The sequence below is a fragment of the Streptomyces yaizuensis genome (assembly GCF_034961445.1).
Taxonomy (GTDB): Bacteria; Actinomycetota; Actinomycetes; order Streptomycetales; family Streptomycetaceae; genus Streptomyces; species Streptomyces yaizuensis.
Genome location: NZ_BSBI01000001.1, coordinates 327157 through 343947, shown reverse-complemented (window position 1 = coordinate 343947; position 16791 = coordinate 327157). Strand labels below are relative to the sequence as shown.

At 73.5% G+C, this 16791-nt stretch carries 12 protein-coding genes; 4 read left to right on the top strand and 8 right to left on the bottom strand.

Translation table 11 applies throughout. From position 1 onward, the window contains the following. Positions 1-144: 144 nt before the first annotated feature. From rutA to SYYSPA8_RS01210, 3 genes are all read right to left on the bottom strand, one after another. Positions 145-1227: a pyrimidine utilization protein A gene (gene rutA / locus SYYSPA8_RS01220; protein WP_323444979.1), complete on the bottom strand. Its 1083-nt coding sequence runs from the start codon at positions 1225-1227 to the stop codon at positions 145-147. A 310-nt stretch (positions 1228-1537) separates the two neighbouring features. Beyond that, a complete protein-coding gene (locus tag SYYSPA8_RS01215) occupies positions 1538-2929 on the bottom strand; it encodes a glutamine synthetase family protein (protein WP_323444978.1) in 1392 nt (463 codons plus the stop codon). Positions 2930-3022: 93 nt separating this feature from the next. Then, positions 3023-4228, bottom strand: coding sequence for a cytochrome P450 (locus SYYSPA8_RS01210; protein ID WP_323444977.1), 1206 nt, complete (start codon positions 4226-4228; stop codon positions 3023-3025). 639 nt (positions 4229-4867) lie between these two features. Here SYYSPA8_RS01210 and SYYSPA8_RS01205 point away from each other — a divergent pair. The 4 genes from SYYSPA8_RS01205 (at position 4868) to SYYSPA8_RS01190 (ending at position 7862) form a co-directional block, all read left to right on the top strand. Then, positions 4868-6001 carry an inorganic phosphate transporter gene (locus SYYSPA8_RS01205; RefSeq protein ID WP_323444976.1) on the top strand — a complete coding sequence of 378 codons (1134 nt, stop codon included), beginning with the start codon at positions 4868-4870 and terminating at the stop codon, positions 5999-6001. Positions 6002-6341: 340 nt separating this feature from the next. Continuing rightward, on the top strand, positions 6342-6608 hold the full coding sequence (locus SYYSPA8_RS01200) for a hypothetical protein (protein WP_323444975.1): 267 nt from the start codon (positions 6342-6344) through the stop codon (positions 6606-6608). Between the two features lie 316 nt (positions 6609-6924). Continuing rightward, the gene (locus SYYSPA8_RS01195) at positions 6925-7365 is read left to right on the top strand and encodes a hypothetical protein (protein WP_323444974.1); all 441 of its coding nucleotides are present in this window, start codon (positions 6925-6927) and stop codon (positions 7363-7365) included. Positions 7366-7484: 119 nt separating this feature from the next. Continuing rightward, a complete protein-coding gene (locus tag SYYSPA8_RS01190) occupies positions 7485-7862 on the top strand; it encodes a peptidase inhibitor family I36 protein (RefSeq protein ID WP_323444973.1) in 378 nt (125 codons plus the stop codon). Here SYYSPA8_RS01190 and SYYSPA8_RS01185 read toward each other — a convergent pair whose 3' ends face one another. From SYYSPA8_RS01185 to SYYSPA8_RS01165, 5 genes are all read right to left on the bottom strand, one after another. After that, positions 7863-8435, bottom strand: coding sequence for a hypothetical protein (locus SYYSPA8_RS01185; protein ID WP_323444972.1), 573 nt, complete (start codon positions 8433-8435; stop codon positions 7863-7865). Between the two features lie 74 nt (positions 8436-8509). Next, the gene (locus SYYSPA8_RS01180; protein WP_323444971.1) at positions 8510-9307 is read right to left on the bottom strand and encodes a hypothetical protein; all 798 of its coding nucleotides are present in this window, start codon (positions 9305-9307) and stop codon (positions 8510-8512) included. Positions 9308-9853: 546 nt separating this feature from the next. Continuing rightward, positions 9854-11758, bottom strand: coding sequence for a hypothetical protein (locus SYYSPA8_RS01175; protein WP_323444970.1), 1905 nt, complete (start codon positions 11756-11758; stop codon positions 9854-9856). Continuing rightward, the gene (locus SYYSPA8_RS01170) at positions 11755-15429 is read right to left on the bottom strand and encodes a vWA domain-containing protein (RefSeq protein WP_323444969.1); all 3675 of its coding nucleotides are present in this window, start codon (positions 15427-15429) and stop codon (positions 11755-11757) included. Before SYYSPA8_RS01170 ends, SYYSPA8_RS01175 begins: the two co-directional genes overlap by 4 nt. Beyond that, the gene (locus SYYSPA8_RS01165; RefSeq protein ID WP_323444968.1) at positions 15426-16586 is read right to left on the bottom strand and encodes an ATP-binding protein; all 1161 of its coding nucleotides are present in this window, start codon (positions 16584-16586) and stop codon (positions 15426-15428) included. Before SYYSPA8_RS01165 ends, SYYSPA8_RS01170 begins: the two co-directional genes overlap by 4 nt. Positions 16587-16791 lie beyond the last annotated feature (205 nt).

Below are 16791 nucleotides of genomic sequence, written 5' to 3'. Positions count from 1 at the left end.
GCGACGGCGCGGGCTTTGGACGTACACGGCGGTGCGGCGGGCATCAGCCGGTCGTCGCGGGACCGAGCCGAGCCCAAGGCCATCGCGCGGGAAAGGGGCATCCGGTGGATCAGACGCAGCGCCGGGACACCCGCACAGCACCTGTCACGACAGCCCGGAGACGGCCGTACGGGACTTCATGAGCGGCTGGATACGCGTACCGAAGCTCTCCATGCCTTCGAGGAACTCGTCGAAGACGAGAATGACTCCCTTGACGCCGTCCACCTCGTCGAGCTGGTCGAGCATCCGCGCGACGGTCTCGTACGAGCCGACGAGCGTACCCATGTTGAAGTTCACAGCGCCCTCGGGGAGCACCACGGTCCGCGCGGTCGACGCGCCGTCGGCGCCCGTGTCCTCGGCGGTCTGCGCCGCGACGTACCCGAGCGCCGCGAGGTCCGCGTTGTCGTGATAGTCCTTCCACTTCGCCCGAGCGGCCGCGTCGGTCTCGTCCGCGATGACCATGAACAGGGCGAGCGCCCCGACGTCGCGGCCGGTCGTGCGCGCCTGTTCGGCGAGTGTGGCGGCGGCGTCGGAGAGGGCGAGCGGAGTATTGACCCCCGTGCCCAGGATGAAGTTTCCGTCGGCGTACTCGGCGGCGAACCGCATGCCCGTACCGCTCTGCCCGGCGGCCAGTATGTCGATATGCCCGCCCGCGGGGCGCGGCGACAGGACGCAGTCGTCCATACGGTAGAACTCGCCCTTGAAGTCGCTCACGCCCGCGCCCCACAGCTGCCGCAGCACGGTGACGTACTCGGCCGCCCGCGCATACCGGTTGGCGAAGTGCTCGTCCCCGGGCCACACGCCCATCTGCGCGTACTCGGCGGGCGACCAGCCGGTGACGATGTTGACGCCGGCCCGGCCGGGGGCGATCGCGTCGACGGTGACGGCCATCCGGGCGGCGATCGCCGGGGGCAGGGCGAGGATGGGTACGGAGGCGTACAGCCTGATCCGCTCCGTCACGGCGGCCAGGGCGGCCGTGAGGGTGAAGGATTCGAGGCAGTGGTCCCAGAACTCCGTCTCGCCGCCGAAACCCCTGAGCTTGATCATCGACAGGGCGAAGTCCAGTCCGTACTCCTCGGCCCGCCGCACGACGGTCCTGTTCAGCTCGAAGGTCGGCATGTACTGCGGAGAACTCTTCGAAATGAGCCAGCCGTTGTTGCCGATGGGAAGGAAGACCCCGATCTCCATACCGCTCCTCTTTCACGGGGAGGACGAGCCCCCGGACCGCTTCCCGCCGCTGCCGCCGTCCTCGTGCGGTCATCTCTGCCCCTGGTACGCGGCGGTACACCACGGCGGCGGCACCGGTCCGCCCCCGTCGACGGACAGCCGCCGCGCACCGAGGAGCCGGTGCCGGCGCCCGCCCTGGACAGCACCTGTTCTCGGCCATCGAACGCTGGGGAGGGCTTCGGGGACGCGGCCCCGGTCATGAGCGGCGCCCGCTACCCGGGCCACCGGATCCGTCGGGGCGTTGCCCGCGCGGCGGGCCGCGACGGGACGGTCACGGCGTGTCGTCCGCGTACATCATGTGCTCCCAGTCGGTGACGGCGGCGCAGAAACGGGCCCACTCGTCCGACTTGCAGGCGAGATGGAGAGCGGCGATCTCCTCGGTCAGCCCGCCCCTGACCACGGCGTCCTCGCCGAAGGCCGTCAGGGCCTCGCCGAGGTTCAGCGGCAGTGCGGGGAACCGGAACCCGGCTTCCTCGGTGGTGGCCTGCGGCGGTCCGGGGTCGATCCGGTTCTCCAGGCCGTCGGAGATGACGGCGAGCAGGACGGCGTGGGAGAGATAGGGGTTGACCATGGCATCGGGGAGTTTCAACTCCAGCCGCCCGTTGGCGGACAGGCGTACGGTGCAGGTCTTGTCGTCCATGCCCCAGTCGATCCCCCCGGGGGCGAAGAGGCCCGCGTCCCAGTAGCGCTTGTAGGAGTTGACGGTGGATCCCATGACGGCCATGGCGCCCGCGGCATGCGTCAGGATGCCGCCGAGGGCATGCCGTCCGGTCTCGGAGAGATGCAGTTCGCGGCGGCCGGGCTCGGCCAGCACGTTCTGGGTGCCGCGCCACAGGCTGAGGTTGTGGTGGCAGCCGTTGCCCATCACCCCGATGGCGGGCTTGGGCATGAAACTGGCGGTGATGCCCAGTTCCCGGGCGACCTGCCGGCAGATCTGGCGGAAGGTGATGAGCCGGTCGGCGGTCAGCTCGGCCCGGTCGTACATCCAGTTCAGTTCGAGCTGGCCGGGGTCCTCGTAGTCGCCCTCGATCATGTCGAGTCCGAGCGCCCTGCCATAGGTGATCACTTTCTGGTAGACGGGCCTGTTGCGCTCCAGCATCTCGACCCGGTACGCGGGACTGGCGTCGGGGCGGTGGGCCGCCTCCAGGCCGGGCCCGGTCCATGTCGTCTCGGGCTCGCAGCCCGAGCGGAGAACGAGTCCGGTGCGTTCGGTGAACTCCCGGTGCCGCCGGATGAGGTGGCCGCGCACATCGGCGGCGAACGGCTCGCCACCGCGCTCGGGGTCGTGCGCGGGCTCGTAGAGACGGCAGAAGAACCGGCCGACGCTGGTGTCCCAGGGCAGTACCGCGAAGGTGTCGAGGTCGGGCAGGGCGGTGAACTCTGCCGCCCGGGCGCCACCACCGAGGAGGGTGCCGTTCCGGTCGGTCTGGAAGTCGGCGACGACGGCACGGTGCATCTGGACGCCGCGCTCCAGATTGCGGAGCAGATGTACGGCGGGTACCACCTTGCCGACGGCCCGGCCGCCGAGCGTCACGGACTGGTAGTAGAGGTATTCGACACCGGCCTCGGTGATCTGTTTGCGCACGGCGTCCACCGCGTCATGGTCGGTGTTCCGCTCGCGATGGCCGTCGAGCGCGGTGGTGTTCGGGCTTTCGGTGGTCATAGGGCACCTCGGAGAGGTCGTACGGCAGGGACAGAGGCAACAGCGGCTGGAGGAAAGGGGCGCCGGGCGGCGCACGGGGTGGGCGGGGTCCGGTCAGGACGCGGGGGTGAAGGTGAGGGGGAGCCGTACGGGACCGGTGTTGCCGGAGTCGGGGAGCCATGCGGCGCCTTCGGCGATCCGGGGGTCGCGCAGACGCCGGGCGAGCACCGGCAGGGCCTCGGCCATGTCACCGCGGGCGACGAAGTGACCGAGGCAGTGGTGGACCCCGCCGCCGAAACCGAAATGGGGTGCGCGCTCGGCGGCGATGTCGAAGGAGTACGGACCATGGACGCGGGGGTCGGTACCGGCGGACTCGTTCCACAGATGAATCGTGGTCCCGGCGGAGATGTCCACACCCTGGAAGGTGAAGTCCTCAAGGGCCTCACGGGTGACCCAGCGGACGGTCGGGTTGACGCGCATCACCTCCTCCACCGCTCGCGCGGCCAGCTCGGGCCGCTCGGCGAGCAGTCTCCACTGGGCGGGATGCCGGATGAAGGACTGCAGGGCCAGACCGAGCTGATTGCGGGTGGTGTCGAAGCCCCCGAAGATCAGCAGGACCAGTCCGTCGCGCAGTTCGTCGCCGCCGAGCCGGTCGCTGTCCCGGCCGGCGCGCACCATTCGGGAGACGAAGTCGTCGCGGTCCCGGCGGCGGCGGTCGGCGATGAGTTCGTCGGCGTAGGCGTGGAGCGCGGCGAGGGCGCGTTCGATACGGTCGAGATCCTGGCGGACGGTCACCCCCAGGGACAGTCCCAGAACGGCGGACTCGCGCGCGATGACGGGCCACTCCGACTCCGGGAGGCCGAGCAGGACGGTGATCACCCGGGCCGCGTAGGGCTCGGTGAAATCCGAGACGAACTCGCATGCGCCGCTCCCGGCGAAAGTATCGGCGAGTTCGGTGGCGAGGGCCCGGAACCGGGGTAACAGGGCGGTGGTGAGCCGGGCGGAGAAGGCCGGGTTCATCAGCCGCCGGAGTCTGCGGTGCTCCTCCCCCTCCTTGTTGAGGATCCAGCTCGCCCACCAGTCGGCGAGGGGGCCCTCGGTCACCCCGTTGTGGGCGGGCCAGGCCACACTGCCCTGGCGGAGGAGGGGGTGATTGAGCAGTGCTTCCATCTCCGCGTGGCGCAGCACGGCCAGTCCGTAGCCGGTCCGGGCGTACCAGGACCTCTCGCGCGCCTCGTGCACCGCGGCGGAGGTGATCGAGAAGCCCGGGTCGGCGACATCGAACCAGGGAACGTCGTCCATCGGGGTGGTGCCCGCCATGGGGCCCTCCGGCTCTCGGGGCGTGTGGTGAGAGCCACAGATTCGGGAACGGCGCCGGGCAAAGTCAAGTCCCGGAAAGCGATCCGGTCGGAGAGCGGCCCCTCCCCCGCCGCCCGAAGCCGCAGCACGGCCGGAGAGAGCCTCTTGACGCACACCGCGTCCCGGGCGGTACCGGCCGACCACACCGGCTCCGGCACCGCACTCGCGGACCAGCGCGATGAGGATCCCCCCAACCGCCGCACCGGGTGAACACCGTGCACGACCCGGGCGGCGGCTGTCCCTGCTGGCACGACTCCGGCAACCGCCGTGAGGACCCGCCAGGGTGGGGCCGGCCGGGCCGCCCGGTGGCCCCTTCCGTGCGACGGCTGTGTCGGCTGGCTGCTCACGCATCACGGGCGGCCCTACGGCCGGGCCCACCGTGGCGGGCCGCACCCGGCGGGCCGGCCACGTCCCGCCGTACGGCCCGGCGCTGATCCGTTGGGGTGACCCTCCGGCGGGGCACGGGACGCCACGGCGGCCGACGGCGTACGAGCGGCTACCGTCGGCGTCCTGCGCGGTGGGCGGACACAGGGGTGCCCCGGGTCGGCCGGGTGGGCCACCGGCACCATGGCGCCCGTCGCGTCGCGGTGAGGGGAGCGCGTGGACCGGACCGGTTTCCTCCTCATCCTGGTCATCGTCACGGCGCTGGCCTTCGATTTCACCAATGGCTTCCATGACACGGCCAACGCCATGGCCACCTCGGTCGCCACCGGAGCCCTGCCGCCCCGCGTCGCCGTCGCGATCGCCGGGGTGCTCAACCTGGCCGGTGCCTTTCTCTCGGTGAGGGTGGCGAAGACCATCTCCGGCGGCATCGTCGACGACAGCCGGGTGACCCTGGTGATGGTCTTCGCCGGGCTGGCCGGTGCGATCCTGTGGAACCTGTTCACCTGGCTCCTCGGGCTCCCGTCGAGTTCCACCCACGCCCTGCTGGGCGGGCTGATCGGGGCGGTCTGGGCGGGCGCCGGGGCCTCGGCGGTCCATCTCGGCGAGATCACGGCGAAGGTCCTCCTCCCCGCGCTCGCCTCGCCGGTCGTCGGCTGTCTGCTGGCCCTGGCCGCGATCGGGCTGATCCGTGCCGTCCTCCGGTCGGCGGACCGGGACCCGGCCGCCAGGTTCTTCCGCCTCGGCCAGGCCGGCACGGCCTCCCTGGTGGCCTTCGCCCACGGCACCAATGACGCGCAGAAGACGATGGGCGTCATGACCCTCGCCCTCGTCTCCGCGGGCGCCCTCGACCACGGCTCGGGACCGCCCTGGTGGGTGGTGCTCACGGCCGGAGCCGCCATCTCCCTGGGGACGTACGCCGGTGGCTGGCGGATCATCAGGACCATGGGAAGACGGCTGACGGACATCGCGCCCTCCCAGGGCTTCGTGGCCGAGGCCACCGCGAGTGCCGTGATCCTGACCTCGACGCAGCTGGGCGTGCCGCTCTCCACCACCCAGGTCTGCACGGGCAGCATCCTCGGCGCGGGCCTCGGCGGCGGCGGACCCTCATCCGTCCGCTGGCGGATCGCCGGCCGGATCGCGGTGTCCTGGGCGCTCACCCTGCCCGCGGCGGCGGCCATGGGCGGTGTCTGCGCGGTGGTCGCCGCCCGGGGCGGATTCGGGATCGCCCTGGTGGTGGCCGTCGGCACGGGCGTCGCCGGCGTGCTCGTCGCCCTGTCCCACCGCCGCCCCGTCACACCGGACAACGTCAACGGGCCGCCGGGCGGCGACCTGGCGACCCGCACCCGATGATGCCGCCGCACCGCGCGGGTCCATGCGGCGAACGCCCCCCGCGGGCTCCTCGCCGCGGCGGTGCTCCCGCAGGCCGCGCGGCGCGTCGAGGCGGAGCCGGACCGGGCAGGCGACCCGGTCCGGTGGGCCCCGCGCTGAGCCACTGGGCACCGGGACCGCTCCCACTACGATCTGCACCGTTCCGCGTGGCAGCGGACGGAGCCGGTAGTAACCGTGTGGCCCCGACCGTCACCCGAGGTTCATCGGTTGCTTGTTCGTGCAACCCGCTTCGACACCCAGGAGGGCGCATGACGAAGAAGGACGGGACGGCGGACCCGGCGGGGGAAGGGGACCGCGAGAAGTGGATGGCGCGTTCCAGGTACGGCTGGCCATGCAGCCGGGCGTGGACCGGGCCGTGGTGCTCCAGGCGGTCGAGGAGGTCACGGCACACTGCACGGATACGGGCGAACACCCGCAGACCGCTTTCGGCACCCCGGACGCCCATGCCGTACAGGCCGCCGAGCGTCTGGTACCGGCGGACCGGGCGGCGCGCGCACGGCGCAACGACACCGCGGTGAACGCGCTCGGCTCCGTACTGAAGAAAGCCAGGACCATCGCGGGGTTGTGACCTCGGGTTCTCAGCGCCGCAACAGCTCGATCGCCCCGCTGCGCCCGCCCGTGCGCCCACGCCACCACCGCATCGGGCCCGAGGGGCACCGCTCCCCCGCCCGCACCGCCGATTTCCGGGCCGGACCCGGGCGGATCACGCCGCCTGACCGTCGGGGGTGAACCGGCCGCCGGGTCCGTCCGTTCCGATGGGTGTACGTCCCCGCCACGGCATGGGCGCGGCGGCGATCGCCGTGAAGACGGCCCCCTCATGAGGACTGGCTGGCTGTGTCGCGCGTTTCCCCACTCTGTCCGGTCTTTCCCCCTGGCGGTCCGCGATGTTCCAGCGACCCCGAACCGCGGCACTGGTCGCGGCGGCCACGAGCACAGTGCTCCTTCTCGGAACGATCGGCACGGCGCACGCCGCCGGTGACGGCCTCCGCAGCTCCCGCGTCGGCACCGGAAGCCAGCTACTGGCCATCGGGTACGAGCACGTCGAGTACGGAGGAGCGGCGCTCCAGTTCTTCGGCGAGAGCTGCACGGCGAGTTCGTCCCCACAGAACTTCAACGAGCTGCCGTCGGGATGGAACGACCAGATCAGCTCCATGCGGATCGGTGGGCTCTGCGGAATCTACGCCTTCGAGAACACCCAGCGGACCGGGGCCCGGGTCCTGCTGAACGGCTATGTCCCCTCGATGCCGTCCGGCTGGAACGACCGGGTCAGCTCTCTGCAGATCCGTTATGCCTGGTGGTGGCCCAGCGCCGCGATCCGGGGGTAGGGGGCGGGTCCGTCCGCCGGTGGGACCCGCCGTACCGGCCGGTCCCACCGGCGGATGGCGGCGCCGTCCAGCGAAGAGCAACGGAGGAAGTCCCCACCATGAGGAAGAGGAACAGACCCATGCGCTCACGGTTGATGGCCCTGACCGGCGTGTCCGCGGTGGTTCTCGCCGTCGGAACCATCCAGGCCCCCGCGGTCTCGGCAAGCCCCGGCGACGACTGCCGGGGCGGCTGGTTCTGTGCCTGGGAGCACTACAACTACCAGGGGTCCTATGTGACGACGAACCACAGCCTGTCCTACGTCGGCGACCGCTTCAACGACAAGGCCACCTCGTACTGGAACCGCACCACGTGGTACGTCACCCTGTATCCCGACGCGGGCTATCGCGGTGGCTGCATGATGAACTCCATTGCGCCGGGCGCGGCCTCCCCCCTGCTCCCCGCTCACCTGAACGACAAGATGTCCTCGTACACCATCACACCCGGCGCCCTCTGCTGATCAGTCCCACGCCGGCGGGCCCACTCCGAGCGGAGGCGCTTTCGGCGGGCCCGCCGGTCGACCGGTCGGGGCGGCGGGAGCGGCCGCTCTTCCCCGGTCGACGAGCTGCTGACCGTACAGACTGTCCGGAACCATCCGGGTCCCGTTCGACACGACCTGGCCGTCACTGCCCGCCAGGAGACTCCCGGTGCAGCCGAAGGCCCAGTTGTGCGCGGTGGGCGGCTCCTGGACCTTGTACTGCTGGGTCGTGCAGCAGTTGTAGGCGGTGCTGTTGGCGTCCGACCAACCGTGTCCCGATCCCCGGGTGCCGTTGTCGACCAGCAGCAGTGAGCCGTCGACATGGACATGGTCGTACAGGGTGCCGCTGCCCCAGCGCTGATGGCCGCCCGCGTCGTAGGTGGTCTGGACGAGCGTGGCGATGCAGCGGGAGAAGACCTTGGGGCCGGACTGCCGGCCACAGGTGGAGAAGGCGTGGATCTTCGCCGCGGTCACCGCGCAGTCCTGGATGGAGAAGGTCGTCGCGTAGTCGGCGGCGGCGGTCATGGCCTGACCGTCGAGGCTGAGGCTCTCCACACCGGTCCTGCTGATACGGGGGAAGGTGTAGCGATGGACGGTCGCCTGGGTGTACTGCTTCTCCAGCGCCGTGGTCAGGGAACATCAAAGGTGATCCTGCCGCCCTGGACCGCGGTGATACGCCGCTCGGCCTTCAGGCTCCAGTCGGGGGTCCAGATGCCCGTCATGCCGAGCGCGTCGATCCACGCCTGGGTCGTGGGCCGTTCGACCACCACCTCGTCGCCCACGGACAGGTCGGCGGCGCTGTCGAGGGTGAGGGTGGTCGCGCCGACCGGGGCATAGGCGTCGGCGACCTGGTGGACGGTCCCGACGGTGGTGTAGCTCGCGTTCGCCCCGATGGTGATCAGGGTGCGTACGGTGGGCCCGTCGGCGGCGAGCGTCGTCCCCGTCGGGCCGGTGCCCGCGCCCCGGAGTACCACGCCCCCGGCGGTGATCCGCAGTTGCCCGGCGATGCGGTACGTGCCGGGCGCGAGCTGGACCGCGCCCCGTACACCGGAACTGTCCGGCGCGAGGGCCGAGACCTGGTCGATGGCCGCCTGGACGGTGGCGGTCGCGTCGCCCGTCCCGGGTGCGGGCACGGTCACCTTGACGGCGGCCCGTGGCAGGGCCGTTCCGCCGCCCCCGTACCCGGCGAAGGAGTAGTCGGGGACCCGGTTGCCCTGAGCGTCCTGCCCATAGGCCAGCCGGCCGCCCGACATGCCGAGCCAGGCTCCTCCGACCGGCCCGGACGGAAGCGCCGCGGCGGGTGGACCGCCCGGGGCCGGGGCGTTCGCGGCACCCGTCGGCGCCGCCGCGAACACCGGCCCGGCCAGCAGGGCGGCCACCGCGGCAACGGTCGGACGCGCCGCTTTTCCCCTCTCAGCCCACGTCATCGGCTTCTCCTTCGGCTCTGGGCGCACCGGCCGGACAGCCCGCGCGGGAAGCGGGGCTCGTCCGGTACTGCGGGCGACGGCACCCCGGGACAACAGCGCCTGGGAGGAGTTGCCCAAGGATTGGCCCGGATTTTCCCGGGCACTGAGGAACTGTCGCCCTACCGGCCGGCGGTGCGCGGGAGGGACACACGGGTGGGCCCGCAGTGATCCCAGCAGGCCTCGGCGCTGTCGAGGCACCGGGGCAGCACGCGGATCGGAACGGTTCTCCGCACACCCCGCACCGCCTGCCGCACCGCCTGCCGCACCGCTGGGAGCCCGTCCCTGTCGAAGCAGTGGATCCGGCTCGGCGAGATCTCTGTCGGCTGTCCGGGGCGCTGTGGGGATACGGGCCGCACGGCAGGTCCGTCCCGGCCGCCGGTCCCTGGAACCCGGCCGGCCGGCCGGGAAGGGTGGCCCGGCCCGGTCGTCGTGAGCGAGCCCACGGGCTGCCGAGGAGCGGTGGAGGGCCCACCGCTCCTGTCGTGGACTCCGCGGGGCACCGGCCGGCTACGCGTGTGGCCCGTCGCCCTGCCAGGTCGCCCGGATCAGCGCCTGTTCGGTGCCCTCCAAGTAGACCGCCGCGGCCAGCCACACTCGGGCGTAGTGGCCGGGGTCGTCTTCGGCGGTGCGGCCGAAGACGTCGCGAGTGCGGCGGTCGGCCTCCGTGGTGAGGGCGGTGGACAGGTCGGCCGCCGCCCTGAATCCACCGCGGCGCAGCGCCGCCCCGCTGCCGGCCCGGTCGCCGTCGCGGGCGGGCTGGGCAACGGCCCGGCGGCCTCCTGAGACGGCTGCTTCGACGAGGCGCCGCAGCCGCCACAGCGGGGCTTGTGCGAGTGGATCGTGGGGGGCGTCGTGGAGTACGCCTGCGGGGGCGAGGTCGTCGGGGGGCGGGAGGTGGGCGCCCTGGATGCGGTCGTAGCCGAGGTCGGCGTGGCCGTCCCACTCCGCCGGCAGCCGCAGGGTGTCCCCGGTGTCGGGTACGGGGCCTGCCGCGAGGGGGCGCAGGGTCGCCGCCCGGTCGGGGTCCAGTCGGCCGATCACCCGTATCCGCAGTCCGGGCCGGGAGGCGAGACGGCGGAAGTTGGCGGTGTGGGCGAGGTCGGGGTGGCTGTTGGCGGGAGTGAGCCTGATCAGCGGGCCGCCCGCCTCGGTCCGGCCGGGGGGCAGTTCGCGGGCGAGGAGTTGCTCGCCTGCGGCGCCCACGAGGATCAGGTCGCAGCCGATCAGCTCGCGGGCCGTCGCGTCGGCCCGTTCCGGGTCGGTCCCCGCGCTCTCCGCGAACCGTGCCGCGACCGCCTCGGACAGCGGTCGGGCGAACAGTGCGGCGAGCGCCCCCGACGTCCACGGCAGTCCGCCGAGCGGAGTCGCTTTCACTCCCTTCCCCGAGCCCAGTCGCCGGTCCGGGGAGAGCGTCGCACCGGTGATCAGGAGTCCGCCGCGGGAGAGCCGGGCATGGTCGAGGGTGCCCGAACCCAGCATCACGCTCGCCGTGCCGGCACCGCGTGCGCGGGCCGGGCCGCCGGGCTTGACGTCGGCGACGGAGTACCAGCGCCCGTCCTCGGAGACGAGGTGGGTGACGACACCGCCGTATCCGGTGGCGGTGATCACCGGTTCCCGGCAGACCCCGTACACGCGCAGTCCGCCGCCGGGACGGTAGCTGCGGCGGGCGGTGCCGACCAGTGCCGGGGACGGGTCCCCCGCCGCCAGCAGATGGGTGGTGAGCAGCAGTTCGCGGACCTGGGACACCAGGTCGGCCAGCCGGTGGCCGTCGTGCCGGGCGCGGGCCGCCCGCAGCCCCCGGGTGACGCGCAGGGCCGCGGCCTCGGCGCGGTGCAGTCCGGCCAGCCGGGCTGTGTGGGCGGCCCGCAGCAGTTCCGCCTGGGGCACCGCGCCCGCGGCGGGGACCCCTGCGGCGAGCACGGCCGCAGCGGCCGTCCACAGCGCGGCCGCGGCGGCGGTCTGCGCGGGGGTCGGGCCGGTGGGCGCCGGGATGTCGGTGTCCGCCGGGGCCAGGGCCGGGACCGGTTCGGCGGCGGCGGGGGTGTCCGCGTCGGCGACCGGGCAGGCGCCGAGCACGGCGGCGCGGTGGAGACACCGGGGGGAGAGCAGGCAGGTGCACACTGCCTGTCCGGCGTCCGTGACCGCGCCGGTGGGGCCGGGGGTGAGGCCGACTTCGGTGTCCTCACCGCACCGGATCCGCAGCACGCCGTCGGTGAAGGCGACCGGCAGGGCCGCGTACGACTCGATCGTGGCGTCCAGCTTCTTGCGGAGCCGTGCGGTCAGGCCCTCGACGGCGGCGGCTACGACGTCAGGCGCCACCGGCGGCAGTCCGGCGGTCGCGGGGCCGTCTCCCGTCCGGTCGGTCGTCCGGTCGGTCGTTGTCGGGTCTGTGTGCGTCGGATCGGTGTTCATCGGGTCTCTCCGCGGAGGCGGTCGCCCACCCAGCGGGCGAGGGCGAGAGGGCTGAGGGCGGCGACGGGCATGCCGGCGGCGACGAGTTGGCGGGCGACGGGCACCGAGTAGCGCGGGGTGCCGGTGTCGTCCAGGGCCGCGCAGCCCATCAGGTGCGCTCCGGAGGAGGCGAGGGAATTCACCTCGCCGAGGAGTCCGCCCAGGGCGTAGCCCTCCTCGAAGTCACTGACCACCACCACGATCGTCCGGCTGGGCACGGTCATGAGGGTGCGGGCGTGCGCGAGTGCGGCGGCGATGTGCGTACCGCCGCCGACGCGGACCTCCAGCAGCAACGACAGCGGGTCGTCCACACGGTCCGTCAGGTCGATCACTTCGGTCGAGAACGCCAGGAAGTGGGTGGAGAGGGTGGGCACTCCGCCCAGCACGGCCGCGGTCAGCGCCGACCAGACGACCGATGCCTCCATCGATCCGGACACGTCGACGACCAGGATCAGGCGCCAGTCGGCCTCCTTGCGGGAACGGGTGCTGAACACCGGCTTCTCCGGGACGACGAGGGTTCGGCCGTCGGCCGTCCGGCGGGTGGTCGCGAGGTTGGCCCGCAAGGTGCGCGGCAGGTCGAGCCGGCCGCCGGGGCGGCGGGTCGGTCGCGGAGTGGCCAGGCCGGTCAGCGCCGGCCGCATCCGGGTGGCCAGTTCCTTCGCCAGTTCGTCGACGAGTCGGCGCACCAGGGGCCGGAGCTTGGCCAGTTGTTGTTCCGGCATGCCCCCGGCGAGGGACAGTACGGACGTCAGCAGGTCGACCGAGGGGCGTACCGAGGCGGGGTCCAGCTCGGCCAGCACGTCGGTGCGGCCCTGGTCGGCGGCGCGGGCGAGTACCTCCTCGCGGATCTCCGCGCCGAACAGCGCGTCGAGTTCGGCGGCCCACTCGCGGGCGGTGGGGAAGGCCGCTTCCTGGCCGCCGGCCGGGCCGGCCTCGCGGCCGAGGTCGGCGGCGCCCTCGCCGCGCCCGGTGCCGTACAGCTCGTCCAGCGCGTGCGCGTAGCGGCGGGCGTCCGTCGGCAGCTTCTCGCTCTCCCGGCCGAGCAGCAGCCGCCACCGGTCGGTGGGTGGGAGGTGGGGCGTGCCGGGCGGGGATGCGGCGGGGATCGTGTCGGGGTCTGCCGGGCTGTCGGCCGGGGTCGTGGGCTGTTGCGGCGCCGGGGGCGGGGCCTGTGCGGTGACGGTGGCGGGGTCGGGCCGGTCGGGCGGTGTCCCTGTCGGCAGGGCCAGCGATGTCACCGCGGCGAGGCCCGCCGTGTCGGCCGCCGTCCACAGGGCGAGCAGGTGGGGCGAGGCGCCCAGGGAGAGGTCGAGCCGGTCGCCGAGGCGCTCGGTGACGGCGTCCAGCAGGCGCCCGCGGCCGGCCGGGCTGAGCGTGTCGAAGCCGCCTCGCAGTGCGGGCAGCCGGTCCAGGAATCCCTGGTCGGTGAGTGTGTCGATCCGGTTGAGGAGCGGGTCCAGCGCGGTCGGCGACGACTGGAGCAGCGGGGCGGCGCCGCCGAGGAGTCCGGTGAGCCTGCGGGCGAGCGCCGGCCGCGTCTCCGGGTTGGTCGCGGAGTCGATCCAGCCGGCGGTCCGGGTGCCGAGTGTCGCGGTGTCGTCGAGGTCGAGCAGGACCCGGGCGACGAGTGCGGCGCCCTGGATCAGGGGGGAGCCGGTGTGCGCGAGGGTGGCCAGTGCGTGGTCCATCCGCAGCCCGAGCCGGTGGTCACCGGCCCGCGAGGCGAGCGCGATCAGCGCGGCCGCGTCGTCGGGCGCGTCGCTGCCCGCGAGGCCGGGCAGGGCGCGGACCGCTGTTTCCAGCAGGTCGGCGGCGAGCGCGGCGGCCGGCTCGCGGCTCTCGGCGGTGGTACCGGGCAGATGACCGCGGCGCAGTGCCTCCAGCAGGTCGAGTGCCTCCAGCAGTTCGGTGAGTGTCGCGGCGGCGGGGAGGACGGCGGCGGCGTCCGTGAGTCGTTCCGTGACGAGTGCGGGCAGGTCGCAGCGGGCCGCCGCGCGCAGCCCGGTCAGGACGAGCGCGCAGGTCGCCCCGGCGTCCGCCGATGCGCGGCGGTACGTCTCGCGCAGGGTGCCCTCGGCCGCGAGGGCCGCGGTCACTCCGCGGATTCCGGCCAGGTCCAGTCGCACGGGGACGGCCGGGTTCCAGGACAGCCGCCAGCGGGTGGTGAGTGCCGTGCCGTCGCCCGTGCCGGCCACCTCCAGGGCTTCGCCGTAGCCCGCGCCGCACACCGCGAGGCGCTGGAGCAGGATCTCGCGGCGGCTGTCCAGGGAGGAGCGGAACGGGTCGAGGCGCACCTCGCGGGCGGCGGGTTCGTCCGGGCGCGGCAGCCGTAGCGCGGCGAGTTCGGCCTCCACGGACGGGCCGAGTCCGGACCGTGGGGTTCCCGGGGCGGTCCGGCCCCGGTCGGTGCCGACGAGGACGGCTTCGAGGGCACGTGCGAGGGCCCGGCCCCGGCCGAGGGGTTCGCCCTGGCCCATGACGGTGGTCAGTGCCTCCAGTACTTCGCCGCGCCCGGGGGCGGCGAGACCTCGCACGCCGGCCAGGTCGCAGGCCATGCGCAGGGTTTCGGCCGCCTCGCCGGTGCCCGCGGTGTGCCCGGCGGTCCGCAGGTGCCGGCAGACGTCGGTGATCGCGCGGGCGGCGGCGGTGTGCAGCAGCTCGGGTCGGCCGGCGGCCGTGAACACGGCCTGTTGCCAGCGTGGGTCGCGGATGCCCGCGGGGTAGCCGGAGCGGGAGTCGAGGAGGTCGAAGGAGTAGGGGACGAGCGAGGTGACCACTGCCGGTCGCCGCCCGGCCCGGGGCGTGTCGGGCGCGGCCGTCGGCGGCGCGGTGGCCGGGCCCGGGTCCTGTGTGCGGCTGCCCGGGTCCGCTCCGTTCGCCCCGTGCGTCAGGGCCTGCGCGTGGAAGGCGCCGATGACGGCGGCGACCCGGCGTCCGCCTGCCGAGGCGTGGGCGATCGTGTGACGCATGTGACGCTCGCGGGCCAGGTCCACCGCGGGTATGCGGCCTGCGGACTCGGCGTCCCGGCGCAGGGCCCAGCCCACGCCGAGGGCCGCCCTGCGGATCGCCTCGGGGGAACAGCCGGGGGCCAGTACCTCGACGCAGCGGTCCCACAGGTCGTCCCCGTCGCGCCCGGTCCCGGCGGCGGTGAGCGCGTCGGCGAAGGGGGTGGGACCGGCGGTGGGAGCCGTCCGGGCGGGGGCGTCACGAGTGTCACGGATGGCACGAGTGTCACGGGTGTCGTCCGGGAGGCTGGTCGTGTCCTCGCCGTGCCACGCCGGATCCGTCATCGGCAGGTCGCAGCAGACGACGTCCACGTCGCGCTCGCGCGCCCAGCGAATCGCGGCAAGTTCGGGCGAGAAGTCGGCGAAGGGGTAGAAGCCGAGCCGGCCGCCTTCGCCGGCCCCGGCCAGTGCCACCGGCGCCAGGGTGCCGGGGGCGGCCAGGTGGGTGAGCCATGGCTGGAAGTCGACGGGCAACTCCACACAGACGACCTCGGCGCCGGAGGCGTCCAGCAGGGCGGGCACGGCCGCGGCGAGGGCGGGGCTGTGGTGGCGTACCCCCAGCAGGTACGGCGTCGTGGAGCGGGCGAGGGCCTCGACAGCGCCCCGGGGGTCGTGATCGAGTGTCACCGGAGGTTCTCCCGCAGGTCCCAGAGGCGGCGCCAGGTGGGCGAGCCGTCCTCGGCGCGGCGGCGCACCGGGCCGTCCCAGTAGCCGAGGAGCCGCGCGTGGTCGGCCGGGTCGTCCTTGCGGACCACGCCGAGGAGGTGGCCCGGCACCAGGTCGAGGACGTCGCCGCCGGGCAGGTAGGCGGTGGCGACCCCGAGGGAGGTGGCGACCTGCACGGCTTCGGCCGTGGACATCACGGTGCCCGGGCGTTCCACGTCCCAGCCCTCCGTGGACCGGCCGGCCCGCAGGTCGCGGAAGACGGTGACCAGGACGTCGAGGACCGCGTCGTCCACCGCGAAGGCCGCGCCGGCCCGTTCGACGGCCGCGGTGGCCTGCCGCCGGACCAGGGTGGTCTCCGCGTCGATGTCGGCGATCGGGTGCACGGTCTCGAAGTTGAACCGGCGTTTGAGGGCCGCGGACATCTCCGACACACCGCGGTCGCGCAGGTTGGCGGTGGCGATGACGGTGAAGCCGGGTGCGGCCGCGACCTGGGCGTCGTCGGTTCCGGACAGTTCGGGCACGCTGATCCGGCGGTCGGAGAGGATGGAGACCAGGGCGTCCTGCACCTCGGGCAGGCAGCGGGTGATCTCCTCGACCCGGGCCACCCGGCCCGTACGCATGGCGCTGAGCACCGGTGAGTCGACCAGCGCCTGCGGGGTGGGTCCCTGGGCGAGGAGCAGCGCGTAGTTCCAGCCGTAGCGCAGGGCGTCCTCGGTGGTGCCGGCGGTGCCCTGCACGGTGAGGGCGCTGGTGGCGCAGACGGCGGCGGCCAGCAGTTCGGAGAGCATCGACTTGGCGGTGCCGGGCTCGCCGACGAGCAGCAGGCCGCGCTCGCCGGCGAGGGTGACCACGCACCGTTCGACGAGGGCGCGTTCACCGATGAACTTGGGGGCTATCTCCAGCCGGTCCGGCAGGGTCTCGTGCGGCTTGGGGAGTTGGAGCGAGGTGCCTCCGCTGCCGCACACGAAGGTGATGACGGCGCGGGGCGTGAGCCGCCAGCCGGGCGGACGGGGCCCCTCGTCATGGGCGGCGAGGAAGGCGAGTTCGGTGGCGTGACGCTCCTCGGCGGGCAGGGTCTGCCGGGCCGTGGGGGCCGTCGCCGTGTCGGTCGAAGGCATGCGGGTTCCTTGCTGATCGGTACGGGTTGCTACTGGTTGGTGCTTGCTGTCGCCGGTTGGTTCCGGTTGTACGGGGGTTCCTCGCCGTGGGTGCTGGTCGGGCCGGTGTGTCGTGATGGCCGGGTGGAGGGGACCGTGGGCCGGCGGGGCTCCGGGGTGCCCGGTGGGGCCCGCCCCGTCCGGGCCCGTGGTGCGGGCCCGGAAC